We start from the raw sequence: 21,515 nt of genomic DNA on the forward strand, positions 1-21,515 counted from the left end.
AGCTCTATCGCCTAAAATTAATCTTTTTAAATCAATAAGTTAGCAAAAATACATCACTTTCAGTGTCGTGCATTTTGCAATCTGCACGGTAAACCTGCATGCAAGATGCAAGTCCGCAAAAGGTTCCCGCAGCCCATGAAAAAAGGGCCCCGAAGGGCCCTTTTCCTGTTGCGTTGCAATCGCTTAGACGCCCGAGGCCTTGGCCGCGGCAACGTCCTTGATCGACAGCTTGATACGGCCGCGGTTGTCCACGTCCAGTACCAGTACTTCCACTTCCTGGCCTTCTTTCAGGATGTCGGTGACTTTCTCGACGCGAGCATCGCTCAGCATCGAGATGTGCACCAGGCCGTCCTTGCCAGGCAGGATGTTGACGAAGGCGCCGAAGTCGACGATACGCTCAACCTTGCCGACGTAGATCTTGCCGATTTCGGCCTCGGCGGTGATGCCCAGGATGCGCTGCTTGGCAGCATCTGCAGCTTCCTTGGTTTCGCCGAAGATCTTGATCGAGCCATCGTCTTCGATATCGATCGAAGCCTTGGTCTCTTCACAGATGGCGCGAATGGTGGCGCCGCCTTTACCGATGACGTCACGGATCTTGTCGGTGTCGATCTTCATCGCGATCATGGTTGGGGCGTTGGCCGACAGCTCGGTACGCGACTGACCAATGATCTGGTTCATCTGGCCGAGTATGTTCAGACGCGCTTCCAGGGCCTGGCCCAGGGCGATTTCCATGATCTCTTCGGTGATGCCGTTGATCTTGATGTCCATCTGCAGCGCAGTAACGCCTTTGGCGGTACCGGCTACCTTGAAGTCCATGTCGCCCAGGTGGTCTTCGTCACCGAGGATGTCGGTTAGGACCGCGAACTTGTCGCCTTCCTTGACCAGGCCCATGGCGATACCGGCAACTGGCGCCTTCATCGGCACACCAGCGTCCATCAGGGCCAGGGACGCACCGCAGACCGAAGCCATGGAGCTGGAACCGTTGGATTCGGTGATTTCCGAAACCACGCGGATGGTGTACGGGAACACGTCGGCGGCCGGCAGCATGGCCTGGACCGAACGACGGGCCAGACGGCCGTGGCCGATTTCGCGACGACCAGCACCGCCCATACGACCACACTCACCTACCGAGAACGGTGGGAAGTTGTAGTGCAGCATGAAGGGGTCTTTCTTCTCGCCTTCGAGGGTGTCCAGCAGCTGGGCGTCACGGGCAGTACCCAGGGTCGCAACGACCAGAGCCTGGGTTTCGCCACGGGTGAACAGTGCCGAACCGTGAGTTTTCGGCAGCACGCCGACTTCGATGTTCAGTGGGCGAACAGTCTTGGTGTCGCGGCCGTCGATACGTGGCTTGCCGTTTACGATGTTCTCGCGAACGGTGCGGTACTCGATTTCGCCGAAGATATCTTTGACTTCGGAGGCCGAAGGCTGGCCTTCTTCACCCGAGAACTTGGCAACGGCCTGGTCACGCAGCTCGCCCAGGCGCGCGTAGCGGTCAGCCTTGACGGTGATGGTGTAGCCCTGCGAAACCGCTTCGCCGAACTCGGCGCGGATGGCGTTGAACAGCTCGGTGTTGGCAACGGCTGGTTTCCAGTCCCAGGTCGGCTTGCCCGCTTCGGCAGCCAGTTCCTTGACAGCCTGGATAACGGCCTGGAATTCGTCGTGGGCGAACAGTACGGCACCCAGCATCTGGTCTTCGGTCAGCTCTTGAGCTTCCGATTCAACCATCAGTACGGCGTCGGAAGTACCGGCTACGACCATGTCCAGGCTCGAAGCAGCCAGTTGCTCGTAAGTCGGGTTCAGCAGGTAGCCGGTGCTTTCGTGGAAGGCAACGCGAGCGGCGCCGATCGGGCCTTCGAACGGAATGCCGGAGATGGCCAGGGCAGCCGAGGTACCGATCATCGCGGCGATGTCCGGGTCGGTCTTCTTGCTGGTGGAAACCACGGTGCAGACGACCTGCACTTCGTTCATGAAGCCTTCCGGGAACAGCGGACGGATCGGACGGTCGATCAGGCGCGAGGTCAGCGTCTCTTTCTCGGAAGGACGGCCTTCACGCTTGAAGAAGCCACCCGGGATCTTGCCGGCGGCGTAGGTCTTTTCCTGGTAGTGAACCGACAGCGGGAAGAAGCCCTTGCCTGGATCAGCCTGTTTGGCGCCTACCACAGTCACCAGCACGGTGACGTCGTTGTCGACGGTAACCAGCACAGCGCCGGTTGCCTGACGGGCAATACGGCCCGTTTCGAGAGTAACGGTCGATTGACCGAACTGGAAAGTCTTGATTACCGGGTTCACGGTTTCCTACCTTTTTCAGTGGCTCTTGGGGGAACTGGTTTCTTGCGAATTCTTGGGCAGAACGGGGAATCGGCCCCGTTGACCGTCCAGATACAACACGAGGCTGGGAGCCTGGCACCAAGCGGAAAAACCGCTCAGCATTGCCAGGCTGCCAACCTCGGAGATACGCGTGGTGTGTCCAACGGCAGCGCTGCAAAACAGCCCTGCCGAAGCCTGCGACACGCCATGCACACCACTGACCAGGCCGCTATTAGCGACGCAGGCCCAGGCGACCGATCAGGGCGCTGTAACGAGTGGTGTCTTTGCCCTTCAGGTAGTCCAGCAGCTTACGACGCTGGTTGACCATACGGATCAGACCACGACGGGAGTGGTGGTCTTTATCGTTGGCCTTGAAGTGGCCTTGCAGCTTGTTGATGTTGGCGGTCAGCAGAGCAACCTGCACTTCCGGGCTACCGGTATCGCCGGCGGCTTGCTGGTATTCGGCAACGATCTGAGCTTTTTCTTCAACGCTGAGGGCCATTTGGCTTCTCCTGATAACGGATCCCGCAAGCGGGGTCCAATAGGCCAGGGACAAATCCCTGTATTAATAAAAAAGGTGTGACCGTGCCTACTGACAGCCACCCTTGATGCCGTGGGGCTCGGCTACTGCCTGGCCCCCCGGTTTCGGTCATTCCGACCGAATCAGCCGACGCGGCGCAATGCGCCCGTCTTCGCTCACTTCACCGATACCGATGAAGCGCGCATTGTGATCCTGTACCCGGACCATGCCAAATTGTGGCGCGTCCGGTGCGCGTACCGCCTGCCCATGCAGCCAGTAGAACGCACTGTGTTCGGACAGGCACACCAAAGGCCAGTCCTGCAGGCCACTGTCCGATGGCATCAGGAAGCGATCGAGCGCTTCGTTGCCACCTTCGGCGTGGGCATGTTCGAGTGCCTCGAGGGTGACCGTCTGTGCCAGCGCGAAAGGCCCGGCCTGGGTCCTGCGCAGCTCAGCAACATAGGCGCCACAGCCAAGGGCCTCGCCAATATCCTCCACCAGGGTGCGGATATAGGTGCCTTTGCTGCATCCTACGCTCAACCGTGCACGGGTGCCTTCGCACTCGAGCAACTCCAAGCGGTTAATAGTAACAGAACGCGCCTCGCGCTCCACTACCTCTCCTGCACGAGCCAGCTTATACAGTGGCTGGCCGTCACGCTTGAGCGCCGAGTACATCGGCGGTATCTGGCTGATCTGGCCACGAAAACGCGGCAACAGCGCCTCGATGTCGGCGCGACCAACGGTCACGTCGCGGGTCTGTAGCACCTCACCTTCGGCATCGCCGGTGTTGGTAGTCTGCCCCATCTGCATGACGGTTTCGTAGCCCTTGTCGGAATCGAGCAGGTACTGCGAAAACTTGGTCGCTTCACCGAAGCACAGCGGCAGCACGCCGGTTGCCAACGGGTCGAGGCTACCGGTGTGGCCGGCCTTTTCCGCATTGAGCAGCCAGCGCACCTTTTGCAGGGCGGCATTAGAGGTGAAACCCAGCGGCTTGTCGAGCAGGATGATGCCGCTGACATTGCGGCGGATACGTTTGACCTGGGCCACCGCTTACTCCTTGGTGTCCGGCTCGTCGGCGTCCTTGTGCAGGCGGTCTTCGGCCACTGCACGTTCGATCAGCGCCGACAGGTGCACACCGCGACTGACGCTTTCATCGAAGTGGAAGTGCAGTTGCGGCACGCTGCGCAGCTGCATCGAGCGGCCCAGGTGCAAACGCAGGAAGCTGGCAGCGCTGTTCAACGCCTTCAGCGACTGCTGCACGGCATCTGGCGTTTCCTCACCCATGACGGTGATGAACACCTTGGCATGGCCCAGGTCACGGCTGACGTCCACGGCGGTGATGGTCACCAGGCCAACACGCGGATCTTTGACTTCGCGACGGATCAGCTCGGCCAGCTCACGCTGCATCTGATCGCCAATACGTTGGGTACGGCTATATTCTTTGGCCATTCTTGTTACCTGTAACTTAAAGCGGCAAACGCCCGGTCAGACCAATGCCTGACCGGGCGCTACCTGTAGAGGTGCTGAAAACCGCCGCGTAGAGAAGCGGTTTGCAGCCAGCTCACCCTTAGAGGGTACGAGCAACCTGGACTTTCTCGAAGACTTCGATCTTGTCGCCGACCTTGACGTCGTTGTAGCTCTTGACGCCAATACCGCACTCCATGCCGTTACGCACTTCGGAGGCATCGTCCTTGAAGCGACGCAGCGATTCCAGCTCGCCTTCGAAGATCACAACGTCTTCGCGCAGTACGCGGATCGGACGGTTGCGGTACACGGTACCCTCGATGACCATACAGCCAGCGATGGCGCCGAACTTCGGCGAACGGAACACGTCACGTACTTCGGCAACGCCCAGGATGTTCTCGCGAACATCGCTGCCCAGCATACCGGTCAGGGCCTTCTTGACGTCTTCGATGATGTCGTAGATCACGTTGTAGTAACGCATATCCAGACCTTCCTGCTCGACGATCTTGCGGGCGCCGGCATCGGCACGCACGTTGAAGCCGAACAGTACTGCATTCGAAGCCAGCGCCAGGTTGGCGTCGCTTTCGGTGATACCACCGACGCCGCCACCAATCACGCGCACCTGAACTTCGTCGTTGCCCAGGCTGCCGAGCGAGCCCTGCAGTGCTTCCAGGGAACCACGCACGTCAGTCTTGAGGACGATGTTGAGGGTCTTCTTCTCTTCCTGACCCATGGTCTCGAAGATGTTTTCCAGCTTGCCGGCGTGAGCACGGGCCAGCTTGACCTCGCGGTACTTGCCTTGACGGAACAGGGCAACTTCGCGGGCTTTCTTCTCGTCGGCAACCACGGACAGCTCGTCACCGGCTTCCGGAGTACCGTCCAGGCCGAGGATTTCGACCGGGATCGACGGGCCGGCTTCCTTCACAGGCTTGCCGTTCTCGTCGAGCATGGCGCGCACGCGGCCATAGTTGGAACCGCACAGGACCATGTCGCCCTGACGCAGGGTACCGTCCTGAACCAGGATGGTCGCCACCGGGCCACGGCCCTTGTCCAGGCGCGATTCAACGACCACGCCACGACCTGGAGCGGTCGGGGTAGCGGTCAGTTCGAGAATCTCGGCCTGCAGCAGCACGGCTTCGAGCAGCTCGTCGACACCGGTACCCATCTTGGCCGAAACCTTGACGAACGGCGTGTCACCACCCCAGTCCTCGGAGGTAACGCCTTCGACGGCCAGCTCGTTGCGGATGCGATCGAGGTCGGCACCCGGCTTGTCGATCTTGTTCACTGCAACCACCAGCGGAACGCCAGCTGCCTTGGCATGTTGAACCGCTTCGCGGGTTTGCGGCATCACGCCGTCGTCCGCCGCCACCACCAGGATGACGATGTCGGTGGCCTTGGCACCACGGGCACGCATGGCGGTAAACGCGGCGTGGCCAGGGGTGTCGAGGAAGGTGACCATGCCACGGTCGGTTTCCACGTGGTACGCACCGATGTGCTGGGTAATACCACCGGCTTCGCCAGCAGCCACCTTGGCACGACGGATGTAGTCCAGCAGCGAGGTCTTACCGTGGTCAACGTGACCCATGACGGTAACGACCGGTGCACGCGACTCGGTCTGGCCTTCGAACTTGAGCGATTCGGCCAGGGAGTCTTCCAGTGCGGTATCGCTGACCAGGGTGACCTTGTGGCCCAGCTCTTCTGCGATCAGCTGAGCGGTTTCCTGGTCGAGCACCTGGTTGATGGTAACCGGGGTGCCCAGCTTGAACATGAACTTGACGACTTCAGCGCCCTTGACGGACATCTGGTTGGCCAGTTCAGAGACCGTGATGGTCTCGCCGATGGTCACATCACGAATGATAGGGCCAGTCGGGTTCTGGAAGCCGTGCTGGTTGCGCTTCTTCAGCTTGCTCTTGCCACCGCGGCCACGGCGTACGCCATCGCTTTCTTCATCGGTGGTGCGCGGTGCGGCACGAGGAGTCGGAGCCTTTTCCTTCTCCTTGACCTTGACCTTGATCGACACGCGCGGGGCTTCGCCACGACGCTCGCCGCCACGACGGTCTTCGTCACGGGTACGGCCTTCGTTGCGACGGGCTTCGTCTTTCTTGCGCTCGGCAGCACGGGCTGCGGCGTCTTCGGACGCCGGGGCGTCGGCGACTACCGGGGCCGGAGCAGCGGCAGGCGCCGGCTCAGGCTTGGCGGCTGGCGCAGGGGCGGATGCAGCAGCTTCGGCGGCCTGACGGCGAGCCTGCTCTTCGTTGCGCTGGCGAACTTCGGCCTCGACCTTGTCGCGAGCGGCATTTTCAGCCGCGCGGCGCTCATCCAGCTCACGCTTCTGCTCAGCCTGGATTTCTTCCGGGCTGCGCTGCACGAATACTTTCTTCTTGCGTACTTCTACGCTGATGCTCTTGCTACCGGCGACACGCAGCGTGCTGGTGGTTTTGCGCTGCAAGGTAATCTTGCGCGGCTCTTCCGCCTTGCTTTTGTGGCTGCTCTTCAAATGAGTCAGCAGGGTCTGCTTCTCATTGTCGGTCACTACCTGACCGGCGTCGGTGTGCGGCAGACCTGCCTCACGCATCTGCTGCAGCAGGCGCTCTACCGGTGCCTCGACCTCTTGGGCCAGTTCTTTCACCGTGACTTGCGTCATGCACTTCTCTCCTCAGGCCGCGCCTAATTACTCGAACCAATGGGCTCGGGCGGCCATGATCAACTTGCCGGCACGCTCTTCGTCGATGCCGTCGATGTCGAGCAGATCGTCGATCGACTGCTCGGCCAGGTCTTCGCGGTTAACCACGCCGCGCACCGCCAGTTCAGCCGCCAGGTCCTTGTCCATACCCTCAAGGGAGAGCAGGTCTTCGGCCGGGTGGGCGTCTGCCAGTTTTTCTTCGGTAGCGATGGCCTTGGTCAACAAACGGTCCTTGGCTCGAGCGCGGAGCTCATTGACGATATCTTCGTCAAAGCCATCGATGTTGAGCATTTCTTCCAACGGTACGTAGGCAATTTCTTCGAGGCTGGTGAAGCCTTCGTCGACCAGCACTTGGGCCAGCTCCTCGTCGACTTCCAGCTCATCGATGAAATTGCGCAGGATGTCACCGGTTTCGGCCTGTTGCTTGGCCTGGATGTCCTTCTCGGTCATCACGTTCAGGGTCCAGCCGGTCAGCTGACTGGCCAAACGAACGTTCTGACCGCCACGGCCAATGGCCTGGGCCAGGTTGTCCTCGGCGACGGCGATGTCCATGGCATGGGCATCTTCATCAACGATGATCGCCGCGACTTCAGCCGGCGACATGGCGTTGATGACGAACTGCGCCGGGTTATCGTCCCACAGGACGATATCCACACGCTCACCACCCAGCTCCCCGGATACGGCCTGGACGCGCGAACCACGCATGCCGATACAGGCGCCTTGCGGGTCGATGCGCTTGTCCTTGGAGCGGACGGCGATCTTGGCTCGCGAACCCGGATCACGGGAAGCAGCCATGACTTCGATCAGGCCCTCGGCAATTTCCGGCACTTCAATGCGGAAAAGCTCGATCAGCATCTGCGGCGCGGTGCGCGACAGGATCAGCTGAGGGCCACGGTTTTCGGTGCGAATTTCCTTGAGCAGCGCACGCAGGCGCACGCCAACACGGAAGGTTTCGCGCGGAATGATGTCTTCGCGGGCCAGCAGGGCCTCGGCGTTGTTGCCCAGGTCAACGATAACGTTGTCGCGGGTAACCTTTTTGACGGTGCCGGAGATGATCTCGCCAACGCGCTCACGGTAGGCATCGACCACCTGCGCACGCTCGGCCTCACGGACCTTCTGCACGATGACCTGCTTGGCGGTCTGGGCGGCGATACGACCGAACTCGATAGACTCGATCTTCTCTTCGATCACGTCACCGACCTTGGCTTCAGGGTGGGTGTCCTTGATCTTGTCCAGCCAGGTCTCGATTGCCGGATCATCAAGATCGGCTTCGTCGACCACGGTCCAGCGACGGAAAGTCTCGTAGCTACCGGTGTGGCGGTTGATTTCCACACGCAGGTCGACTTCGTCTTCAAAACGTTTTTTGGTTGCAGTGGCCAGGGCCACTTCCAGCGCTTCGAAAATGACGCCGGGCGGTACACCTTTTTCGTTGGATACCGATTCAACAACCAGCAGTACTTCTTTGCTCATCGTACGCCTCGCCTTGCGCAAGCCATTGGACCCGGACAGTTCACCGGGCCCGGCACGTCTCAGTCAAAACTGGGAATAATATTGGCCTTGTCGATCGAGTCGATCGGCAACAGGAACTCCTGGTTGTCCACCTGGACCACCACGTCCTGCTCCTCCACACCGCGGAGAAGGCCCTGGAAGTTACGACGACCCTCGAAGGGTGAGCGCAGCTTGATCTTCACTTGTTCGCCGGCATGCGAGGCAAACTGTTCCAGAGTGAACAGTGGGCGATCCATGCCTGGAGAAGACACCTCGAGGGTGTACTCACTGCTGATTGGATCTTCCACATCGAGGATTGCGCTGGCCTGACGGCTGACCGCTTCGCAGTCGTCCACCAGGATGCCACCTTCCTTGTCGATGTAGATGCGCAGTACCGAATGCTTACCCTGGGAAACGAACTCGATCCCCCAGCACTGATAGCCCAGACCCTCGACAACCGGGGCCAACAAGGCCTGCAACTGTTCTAGCTTGCTCGACACCTGAACCCCCTCGTGCATGCTGTGCAAATAAAAAATGGGCGAAGCGCCCATCCCTGAAAGCGCCGTTGGACAACGACGCCGAAAACTGTTCGGTTAGCAAAAAGCCCCTGAAAAGGGGCTCCGCTGAAGCTGGTTGCGGGGGCTGGATTTGAACCAACGACCTTCGGGTTATGAGCCCGACGAGCTACCAAGCTGCTCCACCCCGCGACAAAGCTGGGGCAAAAGTATAAGACCGAACCCTGTTGAGGGTCAAATCAGAACCTTCACCTGCAAGAAAGCCCGCTAAAGCGGGCTCTCAAGCTTTAATTGGTACCGAGAAGGGGACTCGAACCCCTACACCCTATGGGCACAACCACCTCAAGGTTGCGTGTCTACCAATTCCACCACCTCGGCAATACTACTACTTGAAACCCGTTACTTCTGCTCTTGTGCCGGAGGAGGTACATCACCCGAGTTGCTGGTGTTTTCGCTCTTCTGCTGCTGGAGCACCGGTACATCATCATTAACTGCCGGTTTCTGCGGCTCTTTCACTTCAAGCACTGCTGGATCTGGAAGACCTGCTTGGCTAAGCTGGTGAGCTTGTTGCTTCGCGAAGTATCCTAACCCAAGTGCTGTCAAAAAGAAAGTGGCAGCGAGTATAGCAGTTAATTTACTTAGGAACGTTGCAGATCCCTGGCTTCCGAACACGGTGTTTGAGGCACCCGCGCCGAAAGATGCACCTGCTTCAGCACCTTTACCCTGTTGCAACAGAACCAGCACTACTAGCGACAGCGCTGCCAACAGATGAAAAACAACGATGACTGTTTCCAGCATTTGTTCAGTTTCCTGCGGCGCGACAAATTGCACCGAATTCGTCTGCGTTCAGGGAAGCCCCACCAATGAGACCCCCATCGATATCCGGCATGCCGAACAGTTCGGCCGCATTGGCCGCCTTCACGCTGCCGCCGTAGAGCAACTGCACCTTCGCAGCCACTTCAGCATCTTCTGCCGCCAGCTGGCCGCGGATGGCGGCGTGCACATCCTGGGCCTGCTGTGGCGTGGCCGTCAGGCCAGTACCGATGGCCCATACAGGCTCATAGGCAATTACTGCATTGGCAAAAGCCTTAACACCGAATGCTTCGATGATACTGCTTAGTTGACGCCCGACAACTTCAAGCGTCTTGCCAGCCTCGCGCTCTTCAAGGGTTTCCCCGATGCAAAGCACTGGCTTCAAACCTTTGGCCTGCGCTGCTGCAAACTTTCGATTGAGCACTTCGTCGGTTTCACCAATGATCTGGCGACGCTCCGAATGACCAATCAACACCAACTTGCAACCCGCTTCAACCAGCTGCTCGGGAGCAACTTCCCCGGTCAGCGCACCCTGTTCGGGCTGTACAGCAGAATTCTGTGCGCCAACAGTAATTTCTTTACCTGCCAGGCCATCGATCACTTGATTGATGAACAAGGCCGGTGGAAATACCGCGACTTCCACTCCGCTCGGCAAGGCGAGATTATTCAAGCCTTCGGTCAGCTCAGCGACGCTAGCGCGGGTACCGTGCATCTTCCAGTTACCAGCTACCATAGGGCGACGCATGCTTTACCTCGTCGGTCAAAGTGGGCGCAGATCTTACCCAACCAGATCTGCGCTGGCAAGCGCCTTCAGACACAAACTTCGCTGACCAGTTTGGCCAGCGCTTCAGCGTGCATACGCACCTGGTTTTCGTCCTCGCCCTCGACCATGACCCGAACCAGTGGCTCGGTACCGGATTTGCGCAACAGCACACGGCCACGACCAGCCAACGCCTCGGTCACCTTGGCACTGGCTTCCTTGACGTCCGGGTGCTCCAGCGGGTCGACCTTGCTGGCGCCGAAGCGCACGTTGATCAGCACCTGCGGGCACTTGCGCAGTGCCTGGCGGGCCTGGGCAAGGGTTTCGCCACGGCGCTTGAGCGCCATCAGCACCTGCAGCGCGGCGATGATCGCATCACCGGTAGTGGTGTGGTTGCAGCACACGACGTGACCGGAGTTTTCACCACCGACCAGCCACTCACGCTCAAGCAGCTCGGCCATGACGTAACGGTCACCGACCTTGGCCCGCACGAACGGGATATCCAGGTCCTTCAGCGCCAACTCCAGGCCCAGGTTGCTCATCAGCGTACCCACTACCCCGCCCTGCAGCTTGCCGCGGTCGTTCAGATCCCGGGCGATGATGAACAGCAACTCGTCACCATCGACGATGGCGCCGGTGTGGTCGACCATCAACACGCGATCGCCGTCACCGTCGAAGGCGATACCGAGATCGGCATGCCCCACCAGCACGGCGGCCTGCAGCGATTCGATGTGCGTCGAGCCGCACCCTTCGTTGATGTTCAGGCCATCCGGCTGCGCATGCAGCACGGTCACGTCGGCGCCCAATTCACGGAACACGCTCGGCGCAACCTTGTAGGTGGCACCGTGGGCGCAATCGACCACCAGCTTGAGGCCTTCAAAGCCAGTACCCGTGGGTACGCTGCTCTTGCAGAACTCGATATAACGGCCAGCAGCGTCGTTGATGCGCGAAACCTTGCCCAGCTTGCCCGAGTCGACCACGGACATCGGCTGGTCAAGCAGCTCTTCGATCATCAGCTCGACTTCGTCCGGCAGCTTGGTGCCCTGGCCCGAGAAGAACTTGATGCCGTTGTCTTCATGCGGATTGTGCGAGGCACTGATGACAATGCCAGCCTGGGCATGGAACGTGCGCGTCAGATAGGCGATGGCCGGCGTAGGCATTGGCCCCAGCAGCATGACGTCGGCACCCGCCGCGGCCAGGCCGGCTTCGAGTGCAGACTCGAACATGTAGCCGGAGATACGCGTGTCCTTGCCCACCAGCACCCGGCAATGGCCTTGCTTGCGGAAGGCCATGCCGGCCGCCCAACCCAGCTTCAGCATGAAGTCAGGCGTGATCGGGTATTCGCCGACACGGCCACGAATGCCGTCGGTACCAAAGTATTTTCTGCTCATAGGGACTCCAATGTTCTTATTCGGCGTTTTGTACCGCAGCAATCATGCGCACCACATCGACAGTTTCAGCCACGTCATGGACACGAAGGATGCTCGCCCCCTTGGTCATGGCCAACGCCGCCAGCGCAAGGCTGCCGTACAACCGCTCGCCGACCGGACGTTCCAGCGTCAGGCCGATCATGCTCTTTCGTGAAACGCCCACAAGCAGTGGGCGCCCAAGGCAATAGAGCGCTTCCATGTGCTTGAACAGGCTCAGGTTGTGCGCCAGTGTCTTGGCGAAACCAAAGCCCGGGTCAAGGATGATTCTGTTTGCGTCGATGCCCGCCGCCCCGCAGGCGGCCATCCGCTGCTCAAGATAACGCGTAACGTCAGCGGTCACATCATCGTAATGCGGGTCATCCTGCATGTTACCCGGCTCACCACGCATGTGCATGAGGCACACCGGCAGGCCGGTATCTGCCGCAGCGTCCAGAGCGCCATCGCGCTCCAGTGCCCGCACGTCATTGATGAGCCCGGCACCGAGACGGGCCGACTCACGGATGACGGCAGGCGTGGAGGTATCGACCGAGATGACCACATCGAGGCGGCTGTTGATTGCTTCGACCATCGGCGCGACACGCTCCAGCTCCTCAATGACCGATACTGCCCGCGCACCAGGGCGTGTGGACTCGCCACCGATGTCGATCAGCGTGGCGCCGGCGGCGACCATTGCCTCGGCATGGCGCAGAGCCTCGTCGCGCTGACTGAAGCGCCCGCCATCGGAAAAGGAGTCGGGGGTGATATTGAGAATACCCATGACATGGGTACGCGACAAATCAAGAACCCGGTTGCCGCAAGGCAACCGGGTCGGGTACTGCGCTGAGCTCATAGATGCCCTTAGTGTTGAGCTGCTGGGCCGCCGATTGGCGATTCCGGACGGTCATTCTGGGCGGCAGGCGTGCCCGAATCCTTGTCATCGTCCCAGTCACGCGGTTCACGCGGCGTACGCCCAGCCATGATGTCGTCGATCTGATCGGAATCGATGGTCTCATACTTCATCAGTGCTTCGGTCATCGCTTCGAGCTTGTCGCGGTTGTCGATCAGCAACTGCTTGGCTGTGGCGTAGCACTGATCAATGATGCTGCGCACCTCGGAGTCGATCAGCTTGGCAGTCTCGCCAGAAACACTGGCGTGCTGGCTGCCAGCGCTACGACCGAGGAACACCTCACCGTCTTCTTCAGCGTACATCAGCGGCCCGAGCTTCTCGGACAGTCCCCATTTGGTAACCATGTTCCGCGCGATCTGGCTGGCACGCATGATGTCGTTGGACGCACCGGTAGTGACGCCATCGAAGCCCAGGGTCATTTCTTCGGCGATACGGCCACCGTACAGCGAGCAGATCTGGCTGATCAGCGCACGCTTGGACAGGCTGTAGCGGTCTTCTTCCGGCAGGAACATGGTCACACCCAGGGCGCGACCGCGCGGAATGATGGAAACCTTGTAGACCGGGTCGTGCTCAGGCACCAGGCGACCAACAATGGCGTGGCCAGCCTCGTGGTAGGCCGTGTTGCGCTTTTCTTTCTCGGACATGACCATGGTCTTGCGCTCGGCGCCCATCATGATCTTGTCCTTGGCCAGCTCGAACTCTTTCATTTCGACCAGGCGCTTGTTGGAGCGTGCGGCAAACAGCGAGGCTTCGTTGACCAGGTTGGCCAGGTCAGCACCGGAGAAGCCAGGAGTACCACGAGCAATGACCGCCGGGTTGACGTTTTCGCCGACCGGCACTTTGCGCATGTGCACCTTGAGGATCTGTTCGCGACCGCGGATGTCTGGCAGGCCTACCACCACCTGGCGATCGAAACGACCAGGACGAAGCAGCGCCGGGTCGAGTACGTCCGGTCGGTTGGTAGCAGCGATGACGATGATGCCATCGTTCATCTCGAAGCCGTCCATCTCTACCAGCAACTGGTTGAGGGTTTGCTCACGCTCGTCGTGACCGCCGCCCATGCCGGCGCCACGGTGGCGACCCACAGCGTCGATCTCGTCGATGAAGATGATGCACGGGGCATGCTTCTTGGCCTGCTCGAACATGTCGCGCACACGGCTGGCACCGACACCTACGAACATTTCCACGAAGTCCGAACCGGAAATGGTGAAGAACGGTACTTTCGCTTCGCCGGCAATTGCCTTAGCCAGCAGGGTCTTACCGGTACCTGGCGGACCTACCATCAACACACCGCGCGGAATGCGGCCGCCCAGACGCTGGAATTTGCCCGGATCACGCAGGAACTCGACCAGCTCGCCAACTTCTTCCTTGGCCTCGTCGCAGCCGGCAACATCGGCCAGCGTGGTCTTGACTTGGTCTTCGGATAGCAGGCGCGCCTTGCTCTTGCCAAAGCTCATCGGCCCGCCCTTGCCGCCCGCACCGCCTTGCATCTGGCGCATGAAGAACATGAACACGGCAATGATGACCAGGATCGGGAAGCTGGCCACCAGCAGTTGCGTCCAGATGCTCTGCTGCTCTGGCTGCTTGCCTTCGATGATGACGTGGTTATCGACCAGGTCACCGATCAGGCCATTGTCGGTAATGGCCGGGCGCACGGTCTTGAAGTTGTCGCCGTCGGCGCGCTTGCCGGTAATGATGTAGCCGTCGACGGTCACACGCTCGACCTTGCCATCCTTGACCTGCTGGATGAAGTCGGAGTAGTTGAGGGTCTGCGGCTCGTTAGGGCTGGAGAAGTTGTTCATCACTGTCACCAGGACAGCTGCGATGATCAACCACAGGATCAGATTCTTTGCCATGTCGTTCAATTCGCTACCCTCTGAGGCCGGCGCACGACGCAGCCGTGCCTCGCATGATATTCATCGCCCTAACTTACTACATTACCCACGCAGCCGCAGGCACCGTCTGTAACCCTTTGTGAAAGCTAGACTACACGAAGTTCGGACAATCCTGACGCAGTGGCCGATTGGAATTAACTATCGGCCACCCCGCTTCACACCTTTCACGCCCCTTTGAAGCCCCTGCCCAACAGGTACTGCTCACGGGAACGATCCCGCGACGACGACGGCTTGCGCATCTGCACCTTGTCGAACTTGCTGCGCACGTCCTTCAGGTACACGTCAAAACCTTCGCCCTGGAAAATCTTGATCAGGAAGTCGCCGCCGGGCTTGAGCACGCGGGTCGCCAGATCGAGGGCCAGCTCGCAGAGGAACATGGCGCGCGGTATGTCCACCGCAGGCGTACCACTCATATTGGGGGCCATGTCAGAAATCACAAGGTCTACGTGCGAATCACCGACCGCTTCGAGAATGCGCTGCAGGACTTCGTCGTGGGTGAAATCGCCCTGGATGAAGGTCACGTCGGCGATCGAGTCCATTTCCAGGATGTCGGACGCGATCAGCCGGCCCTGGCCACCAATCAGACGACTGGTCACCTGCGACCAGCCCCCCGGGGCCGCACCGAGATCGATTACGCTCATGCCTGGACGGATCAGGCGGTCTTTTTCCTGGATCTCAAGCAGTTTGTAGCTCGCACGCGAGCGGTAGCCATCCTTCTGCGCCTGTTTCACAAAAGGATCGTTGAAATGCTCTCGCAGCCAGTTTGCGCTGCTTTTGGAACGTTGTACCACGGGGCACCTCGATGATATGCGTCGTGATTGACTGGGCGGAGCCGGTGGCCCTCGGGTAAAATGCCCGTCAATTTTACAGAATCAGACGGAAAGGGTCAGATTATGCCGCTCAATAACGAGCAGAAGAAGCAATACAAGTCCATTGGTCATGACCTGAAGCCGGTCCTGATCGTTGCTGGCAACGGTTTGAATGAAGGCGTCATCGCCGAACTGGAACGCGCGCTGGTCGACCATGAACTGATCAAGGTCGAGATTCGCTCGGAAGACCGCGAAGAACGCGCCGAAACCATTGCCGAGCTGTGCAAGGCTGGCCGTGCCGAGCTGGTGCAGACCATTGGCAAGAAAGCCCTGATCTACCGCAAGAATCCACAGCCGAACAAGCAGCTGTCCAACATCCACCGCTACAAGTAACGGTGGCTCCGGTCAGTGGCGCGGCGAACGCGCCCTGACCGGCACCGGCTGGGCCACCAGCACGATGCCGGAAAAGCCCAGTACCAGGAAGCAGAACATCTGCCAGCGCTCGCCCACGGAAATACCGTAGCGCAAGGTGTAGTACCCCACGCAGGCGCCGAAGCCGAGCAATAGCATCTGGCCACGGAACTGCCTCCACCAGGCCGCCAGGCCGTCCACCCTTGCCAGCACTGCCAGCTGGGTCAACAAGCCAAGCAACGCCACACCGATCAACCAGCGGTCGATCTGCCCGGCGATATCCTGCACCAGCAGCGGCGCCAGGCCACTGACCTTGAGCGCAGGCACCAGCCCTACATGAAAAACCCACAGGCCACCGACCCAGAAAACCTGGGCCAGCTGCCAGAGGATCCCCTCGAGGGATGGCGCCCGCAGGCGCCGGTCAGATGTGCTTGACTTCGACAATCTCGTACTCGACCGTGCCGCTAGGCGTCTTGACGACGACAGTATCACCTTCTTCCTTGCCGATGATGGCACGGGCAATCGGCGCACCGCTCGAGAGCTTGCCCTGTTTCACGTCGGCTTCATCCTCGCCGACGATCTGGTAGGTCACCTCTTCATCGGTTTCGGTGTTGGCCAGTACCACGGTGGTACCGAAAATCACCTTGCCGGTGTGAGGGATAGTGGTCACATCAATCACCACCGAGTTCTGCAGGCGGCCTTCGATATCGCGGATACGCGCCTCGACCATGCCCTGCTCTTCGCGGGCTGCATGGTATTCGGCGTTTTCCTTGAGGTCGCCCAGTTCGCGCGCTTCGCCGATTGCCTGGCTCAGGCGCGGGCGCTCGGTCTTGCTCAGGAACAGGTGCTCCTCTTCCAGGGCGCGAGCGCCCTGGACGGTCATCGGGTACTTGGTAATGCTCATGCTTTCAGTCCTGCATGCAGATCTTGCAAGCGACGAACGGTCTTTTCCGGACCAAACTTCAGCGCTTCGCAGATGGCTTCACCGGCCGCAATGGTGGTGGTGCAGTAAATCTTGTGCTGCAGCGCATTGCGACGAATCGAGTAGGAATCGGCGATCGACTGGCGGCCTTCGGTGGTGTTGATGATCAGCGACACTTCGTCGTTCTTGATCATGTCGACCACGTGCGGGCGACCTTCGGTCACCTTGTTCACACGGCGCACTTTCAGGCCAGCCGCTTCGATAACCTTGGCGGTGCCAGCAGTTGCAACCACTTCGAAGCCCAGGGCGATCAGGTCGCGGGCAACGCCAGCCACTTGTGGCTTGTCGTCGTCACGCACGCTGATGAACGCGGTACCGCCGGTCGGCAGCACTTCGCTGGCACCCATCTGGGCCTTGGCGAAGGCTTCACCGAAGCTGTCACCCACGCCCATGACTTCACCGGTCGATTTCATCTCAGGGCCGAGGATCGGGTCAACCCCCGGGAACTTGGCGAACGGGAAGACGGCTTCCTTGACGCTGTAGAAGTTCGGGATGATTTCCTGGGTGAAGCCCAGCTCTTTCAGGGTTTTGCCAGCCATCACGCGGGCGGCGATCATGGCCAGGGAAGTGCCGATGCATTTGGACACGAACGGCACGGTACGCGAGGCGCGCGGGTTGACTTCGATCACGTAGATCTTGTCGCCCTGCAGGGCCAGCTGCACGTTCATCAGGCCGACGACACCCAGCTCCAGGGCCATTTTCTTGACCTGTACGCGAACTTCGTCCTGCACTTCCTTGCTCAGCGAGTAAGGTGGCAGCGAGCACGCCGAGTCACCGGAGTGAACACCAGCCTGCTCGATGTGCTGCATGATTGCGCCGATCACCACATCGGTACCGTCGCACACGGCATCCACGTCCATCTCGATGGCGCAGTTGAGGAAGTGGTCGAGCAGTACCGGGCTGTCGTTGGACACCTGTACGGCTTCACGCAGGTAGCGCTTGAGCTCGTCCAGTTCGTAGACGATTTCCATGGCGCGGCCACCCAGCACGTACGACGGGCGCACCACCAGCGGGTAACCGATGGCGCCAGCAGCGCTGATGGCTTCTTCTTCGCTGCGTACGGTGGCGTTTGGCGGCTGCAGCAGGTTCAGGCGCTGAACCATCTGCTGGAAACGCTCACGGTCTTCGGCGCGGTCGATGGCGTCCGGGCTGGTACCGATGATCGGTACGCCGGCTTCTTCCAGGGCACGGGCCAGTTTCAGCGGAGTCTGGCCGCCGTAGTGCACGATCACGCCTTTCGGCTTCTCGACGCGGCAAACTTCCAGCACGTCTTCCAGGGTCAGCGGCTCGAAGTACAGGCGGTCGGAGGTGTCATAGTCGGTGGAGACGGTTTCCGGGTTGCAGTTGACCATGATGGTCTCGTAACCGTCTTCACGCAGCGCCAGTGCGGCGTGTACGCAGCAGTAGTCGAACTCGATACCTTGACCGATACGGTTCGGGCCACCGCCCAGGATCATGATCTTGTCGCGGGTCGACGGGTTGGCCTCGCACTCTTCCTCGTAGGTGGAGTACAGGTAGGCGGTGTCGGTGGCGAACTCGGCGGCGCAGGTGTCGACGCGCTTGTACACCGGGAACACTTCCAGCTTGTGACGGTGACGGCGCAGGTTCTTGTCGGTGATGCCCAGCAGCTTGGCCAGACGCTGGTCCGAGAAGCCCTTGCGCTTGAGGCGCAGCATGTAGTCCTTGTCGATCGCCGACAGGGCCAGGGTCTTGACCTTCTCTTCTTCCTTGATCAGGTCTTCCATCTGCACCAGGAACCACAGGTCGATGCCGGTCAGTTCGAAGATTTGCTCGATGGTCATGCCGGAACGCATGGCGTCAGCCACGTACCAGATACGCTCGGCACCCGGCACAGTCAGCTCGCGCTTGAGGATGCTGGCAGCTTCCGGGCTGGCCAGGTCGACTTTCGGGTCGAGGCCGCAGGCACCGACTTCAAGGCCGCGCAGGGCTTTCTGCAGGGATTCCTGGAAGGTACGGCCGATGGCCATGACTTCACCCACGGATTTCATCTGGGTGGTCAGGCGGGCGTCGGCTTTCGGGAATTTCTCGAAGGCGAAGCGTGGCAGCTTGGTGACGACGTAGTCGATCGACGGCTCGAAGGACGCCGGGGTGCGGCCGCCGGTGATGTCGTTCTGCAGTTCGTCGAGGGTGTAACCAATGGCCAGCTTGGCAGCGATCTTGGCGATCGGGAAGCCGGTAGCCTTGGAGGCCAGTGCCGAGGAACGCGACACGCGTGGGTTCATCTCGATCACGACCATGCGGCCGGTGTTCGGGCAAATACCGAACTGCACGTTGGAACCGCCGGTTTCAACACCGATTTCACGCAGCACCGCCAGCGAGGCGTTGCGCATGATCTGGTATTCCTTGTCGGTCAAGGTCTGTGCCGGAGCAACGGTGATCGAGTCACCGGTGTGCACGCCCATCGGGTCGAAGTTCTCGATCGAGCAGACGATGATGCAGTTGTCCTTTTTGTCGCGGACCACTTCCATCTCGTACTCTTTCCAGCCGATCAGCGATTCGTCGATCAGCAGCTCTTTGGTCGGCGACAAGTCCAGACCACGGGTGCAGATTTCTTCGAACTCTTCACGGTTGTAGGCGATACCACCGCCAGTGCCGCCCATGGTGAACGATGGACGAATGATGCATGGGAAGCCCAGCTTCTCGAGAACCGCGTTGGCCTCTTCCATGCTGTGGGCGATACCGGAGCGCGGGCACTCCAGGCCGATGTCTTTCATGGCCTTGTCGAAGCGCGAACGGTCTTCGGCTTTGTCGATGGTGTCGGCGTTGGCACCGATCATCTCTACGCCGAACTTCTCCAGAACGCCGTGGCGCTCCAGGTCCAGGGCGCAGTTCAGTGCGGTCTGGCCACCCATGGTCGGCAGGACGGCGTCCGGGCGCTCTTTCTCGATGATCTTGGCCACCGACTGCCACTTGATCGGCTCGATGTAGGTAGCGTCGGCCATGGCCGGGTCGGTCATGATGGTGGCTGGGTTGGAGTTCACCAGGATGACGCGGAAACCTTCCTCGCGCAGGGCTTTACAAGCCTGGGCGCCGGAGTAGTCGAATTCGCAGGCCTGGCCGATCACGATCGGGCCAGCGCCAAGAATCAGGATGCTTTTGATGTCTGTACGTTTTGGCATGGTTGTCACTCAAATCCGGGGTCAGTCGGCAAGCCGCTTTGAACAATCTGGGTCAGGCGCTTCCGGGCGCGGCGCGAGCCGGCCCGGGGCCTTGAAGCAGGATGCTCAGCGGCGCTTGGCCATGGCATCGGTGAAACGATCGAACAGTGGCGCGACGTCGGTCGGGCCTGGGCTCGCTTCAGGGTGGCCCTGGAAGCTGAACGCGCTCTTGTCGGTGCGCTCGATACCCTGCAGGGTGCCGTCGAACAGCGACTTGTGAATGGCGCGGACGTTGCCCGGCAGGGTGGCCTCGTCAACGGCAAAGCCGTGGTTCTGGCTGGTGATCATGACCACGCCGGTGTCCAGGTCCTGGACCGGGTGGTTGGCACCGTGGTGACCGTGGCCCATTTTCACGGTCTTGGCGCCGGAAGCCAGGGCCAGCAACTGGTGGCCGAGGCAGATGCCGAATACCGGGATCTCGGTTTCGAGGATTTCCTTGATCGCCTGGATCGCGTAGTCGCACGGCTCAGGGTCACCAGGGCCGTTGGAGAGGAACACGCCGTCCGGGTTGAGTGCCAGCACTTCGCTGGCCGGGGTCTGGGCTGGTACCACAGTCACGCGGCAGCCACGGGCCACCAGCATGCGCAGGATGTTCAGCTTGACGCCGTAGTCGAAGGCAACCACGTGGTACGGCAGGTCGGCCGCGTCGATGGTCGGGTGGCTGTCGGTTTTCAGCTCCCACACGCTGGAGCGCCACTCGTAGCGTTCCTTGGTGGAAACGACCTTGGCCAGGTCCATGCCCTTCAGGCCCGGGAAGCCGCGGGCGGCGGCGATGGCGGCTTCTTCGCTGATGTTGTCACCGGCGAGGATGCAACCGTTCTGAGCGCCCTTTTCACGCAGGATTCGGGTCAGGCGACGGGTGTCGATGCCGGCGATGGCAACGACGTTGTTGGCCTTGAGGTACTCAGGCAGCGACTGGGTGTTACGCCAGTTGCTGGCCAGCAGCGGCAGGTCACGGATGACCAGGCCAGCGGACCAGACACGGTTCGACTCGGCATCTTCCGGCGTGGTGCCGGTGTTGCCGATGTGCGGGTAGGTCAGGGTAACGATTTGCTGCGCGTAGGAAGGGTCTGTAAGGATTTCCTGGTAGCCGGTCATAGCGGTGTTGAATACCACCTCACCAACGGTCTGACCGTCGGCACCGATAGCTTCACCGCGGAAAATACTGCCGTCGGCAAGGGCGAGTATGGCTGGCTTTGTCAAGAAGACCTCCCGTAAATCAAGCATGAAAGGGCGATCGCAGGTTGCAAAAAAGCGGAGTGACGTATGGACACGTCACCCCGCTTTCATGTGCTGAATTCAATTCGCTGCGCGCTTTTAGTGGACACACTAAAGCTGTAGCTTACAGAAAAGTGCGTTTTGGGTCTACCGCG

General features: G+C 60.3%; 18 protein-coding genes and 2 tRNA genes. 1 reads left to right on the plus strand and 19 read right to left on the minus strand.

The genetic code is table 11. The annotated features are described in order from the left end of the window. Window positions 1-183: 183 nt before the first annotated feature. From pnp to rlmE, 15 genes are all read right to left on the minus strand, one after another. A complete protein-coding gene (pnp, locus tag ACF8R4_RS21080) occupies window positions 184-2,289 on the minus strand; it encodes a polyribonucleotide nucleotidyltransferase (protein WP_014859357.1) in 2,106 nt (701 codons plus the stop codon). 250 nt (window positions 2,290-2,539) lie between these two features. Then, window positions 2,540-2,809, minus strand: a complete 270-nt coding sequence (gene rpsO, locus ACF8R4_RS21085) for a 30S ribosomal protein S15 (protein WP_003249971.1) — start codon at window positions 2,807-2,809, stop codon at window positions 2,540-2,542. A gap of 147 nt (window positions 2,810-2,956) precedes the next feature. Next, window positions 2,957-3,874, minus strand: coding sequence for a tRNA pseudouridine(55) synthase TruB (gene truB, locus ACF8R4_RS21090; RefSeq protein ID WP_060498441.1), 918 nt, complete (start codon window positions 3,872-3,874; stop codon window positions 2,957-2,959). A gap of 3 nt (window positions 3,875-3,877) precedes the next feature. Further along, window positions 3,878-4,276: a 30S ribosome-binding factor RbfA gene (rbfA, locus tag ACF8R4_RS21095; protein ID WP_028632620.1), complete on the minus strand. Its 399-nt coding sequence runs from the start codon at window positions 4,274-4,276 to the stop codon at window positions 3,878-3,880. 118 nt (window positions 4,277-4,394) lie between these two features. Next, complete coding sequence (infB, locus tag ACF8R4_RS21100) at window positions 4,395-6,935, minus strand: translation initiation factor IF-2 (RefSeq protein WP_060498442.1); 2,541 nt, start codon at window positions 6,933-6,935, stop codon at window positions 4,395-4,397. A 27-nt stretch (window positions 6,936-6,962) separates the two neighbouring features. Beyond that, window positions 6,963-8,444, minus strand: coding sequence for a transcription termination factor NusA (gene nusA, locus ACF8R4_RS21105; protein ID WP_009685349.1), 1,482 nt, complete (start codon window positions 8,442-8,444; stop codon window positions 6,963-6,965). 59 nt (window positions 8,445-8,503) lie between these two features. Further along, window positions 8,504-8,962 carry a ribosome maturation factor RimP gene (rimP, locus tag ACF8R4_RS21110; RefSeq protein WP_009685348.1) on the minus strand — a complete coding sequence of 153 codons (459 nt, stop codon included), beginning with the start codon at window positions 8,960-8,962 and terminating at the stop codon, window positions 8,504-8,506. 130 nt (window positions 8,963-9,092) lie between these two features. After that, window positions 9,093-9,169, minus strand: a tRNA-Met gene (locus tag ACF8R4_RS21115). A gap of 100 nt (window positions 9,170-9,269) precedes the next feature. Then, window positions 9,270-9,355 (minus strand) — tRNA-Leu (locus ACF8R4_RS21120). A 21-nt stretch (window positions 9,356-9,376) separates the two neighbouring features. After that, the gene (gene secG / locus ACF8R4_RS21125; RefSeq protein WP_060498443.1) at window positions 9,377-9,775 is read right to left on the minus strand and encodes a preprotein translocase subunit SecG; all 399 of its coding nucleotides are present in this window, start codon (window positions 9,773-9,775) and stop codon (window positions 9,377-9,379) included. A gap of 4 nt (window positions 9,776-9,779) precedes the next feature. After that, the gene (gene tpiA / locus ACF8R4_RS21130) at window positions 9,780-10,535 is read right to left on the minus strand and encodes a triose-phosphate isomerase (RefSeq protein WP_060498444.1); all 756 of its coding nucleotides are present in this window, start codon (window positions 10,533-10,535) and stop codon (window positions 9,780-9,782) included. A 65-nt stretch (window positions 10,536-10,600) separates the two neighbouring features. Further along, on the minus strand, window positions 10,601-11,941 hold the full coding sequence (glmM, locus tag ACF8R4_RS21135; RefSeq protein ID WP_060498445.1) for a phosphoglucosamine mutase: 1,341 nt from the start codon (window positions 11,939-11,941) through the stop codon (window positions 10,601-10,603). A gap of 16 nt (window positions 11,942-11,957) precedes the next feature. After that, entirely contained in the window at window positions 11,958-12,809 is an 852-nt protein-coding gene (gene folP, locus ACF8R4_RS21140; RefSeq protein WP_392493387.1) for a dihydropteroate synthase, read from the minus strand. Between the two features lie 8 nt (window positions 12,810-12,817). Further along, window positions 12,818-14,722: an ATP-dependent zinc metalloprotease FtsH gene (gene ftsH, locus ACF8R4_RS21145; RefSeq protein ID WP_060498447.1), complete on the minus strand. Its 1,905-nt coding sequence runs from the start codon at window positions 14,720-14,722 to the stop codon at window positions 12,818-12,820. Window positions 14,723-14,925: 203 nt separating this feature from the next. Then, window positions 14,926-15,552 carry a 23S rRNA (uridine(2552)-2'-O)-methyltransferase RlmE gene (rlmE, locus tag ACF8R4_RS21150; protein ID WP_012274251.1) on the minus strand — a complete coding sequence of 209 codons (627 nt, stop codon included), beginning with the start codon at window positions 15,550-15,552 and terminating at the stop codon, window positions 14,926-14,928. A gap of 102 nt (window positions 15,553-15,654) precedes the next feature. Between rlmE and yhbY the strand changes: the two genes are divergently transcribed. Beyond that, on the plus strand, window positions 15,655-15,963 hold the full coding sequence (yhbY, locus tag ACF8R4_RS21155) for a ribosome assembly RNA-binding protein YhbY (RefSeq protein WP_003249945.1): 309 nt from the start codon (window positions 15,655-15,657) through the stop codon (window positions 15,961-15,963). 12 nt (window positions 15,964-15,975) lie between these two features. Here yhbY and ACF8R4_RS21160 read toward each other — a convergent pair whose 3' ends face one another. The 4 genes from ACF8R4_RS21160 to carA all read right to left on the minus strand — a co-directional run bounded on the left by ACF8R4_RS21160 (window position 15,976) and on the right by carA (window position 21,345). Continuing rightward, window positions 15,976-16,425, minus strand: coding sequence for a hypothetical protein (locus ACF8R4_RS21160; RefSeq protein ID WP_012053750.1), 450 nt, complete (start codon window positions 16,423-16,425; stop codon window positions 15,976-15,978). Further along, entirely contained in the window at window positions 16,403-16,879 is a 477-nt protein-coding gene (gene greA, locus ACF8R4_RS21165) for a transcription elongation factor GreA (protein WP_024717413.1), read from the minus strand. The genes ACF8R4_RS21160 and greA overlap by 23 nt, the downstream gene beginning before the upstream one ends. A gap of 2 nt (window positions 16,880-16,881) precedes the next feature. Beyond that, on the minus strand, window positions 16,882-20,103 hold the full coding sequence (gene carB / locus ACF8R4_RS21170; protein ID WP_060498449.1) for a carbamoyl-phosphate synthase large subunit: 3,222 nt from the start codon (window positions 20,101-20,103) through the stop codon (window positions 16,882-16,884). A gap of 105 nt (window positions 20,104-20,208) precedes the next feature. After that, window positions 20,209-21,345 carry a glutamine-hydrolyzing carbamoyl-phosphate synthase small subunit gene (gene carA / locus ACF8R4_RS21175; protein WP_003249935.1) on the minus strand — a complete coding sequence of 379 codons (1,137 nt, stop codon included), beginning with the start codon at window positions 21,343-21,345 and terminating at the stop codon, window positions 20,209-20,211. Between the last annotated feature and the right edge of the window lie 170 nt (window positions 21,346-21,515).

Source organism: Pseudomonas sp. FYR_2 (assembly GCF_043106425.1).
GTDB classification, from domain to species: Bacteria; Pseudomonadota; Gammaproteobacteria; order Pseudomonadales; family Pseudomonadaceae; genus Aquipseudomonas; species Aquipseudomonas monteilii.

What these genes read in the sequence shown, in the direction of transcription:
- rpsO (WP_003249971.1), bottom strand. Translation starts at nt 2,809, where the DNA reads ATGGCCCTCAGCGTTGAAGAAAAAGCTCAGATCGTTGCCGAATACCAG.
- rbfA (WP_028632620.1), bottom strand. Translation starts at nt 4,276, where the DNA reads ATGGCCAAAGAATATAGCCGTACCCAACGTATTGGCGATCAGATGCAG.
- infB (WP_060498442.1), bottom strand. Translation starts at nt 6,935, where the DNA reads ATGACGCAAGTCACGGTGAAAGAACTGGCCCAAGAGGTCGAGGCACCG.
- nusA (WP_009685349.1), bottom strand. Translation starts at nt 8,444, where the DNA reads ATGAGCAAAGAAGTACTGCTGGTTGTTGAATCGGTATCCAACGAAAAA.
- secG (WP_060498443.1), bottom strand. Translation starts at nt 9,775, where the DNA reads ATGCTGGAAACAGTCATCGTTGTTTTTCATCTGTTGGCAGCGCTGTCG.
- tpiA (WP_060498444.1), bottom strand. Translation starts at nt 10,535, where the DNA reads ATGCGTCGCCCTATGGTAGCTGGTAACTGGAAGATGCACGGTACCCGC.
- glmM (WP_060498445.1), bottom strand. Translation starts at nt 11,941, where the DNA reads ATGAGCAGAAAATACTTTGGTACCGACGGCATTCGTGGCCGTGTCGGC.
- folP (WP_392493387.1), bottom strand. Translation starts at nt 12,809, where the DNA reads ATGAGCTCAGCGCAGTACCCGACCCGGTTGCCTTGCGGCAACCGGGTT.
- ftsH (WP_060498447.1), bottom strand. Translation starts at nt 14,722, where the DNA reads ATGGCAAAGAATCTGATCCTGTGGTTGATCATCGCAGCTGTCCTGGTG.
- yhbY (WP_003249945.1), top strand. Translation starts at nt 15,655, where the DNA reads ATGCCGCTCAATAACGAGCAGAAGAAGCAATACAAGTCCATTGGTCAT.
- carB (WP_060498449.1), bottom strand. Translation starts at nt 20,103, where the DNA reads ATGCCAAAACGTACAGACATCAAAAGCATCCTGATTCTTGGCGCTGGC.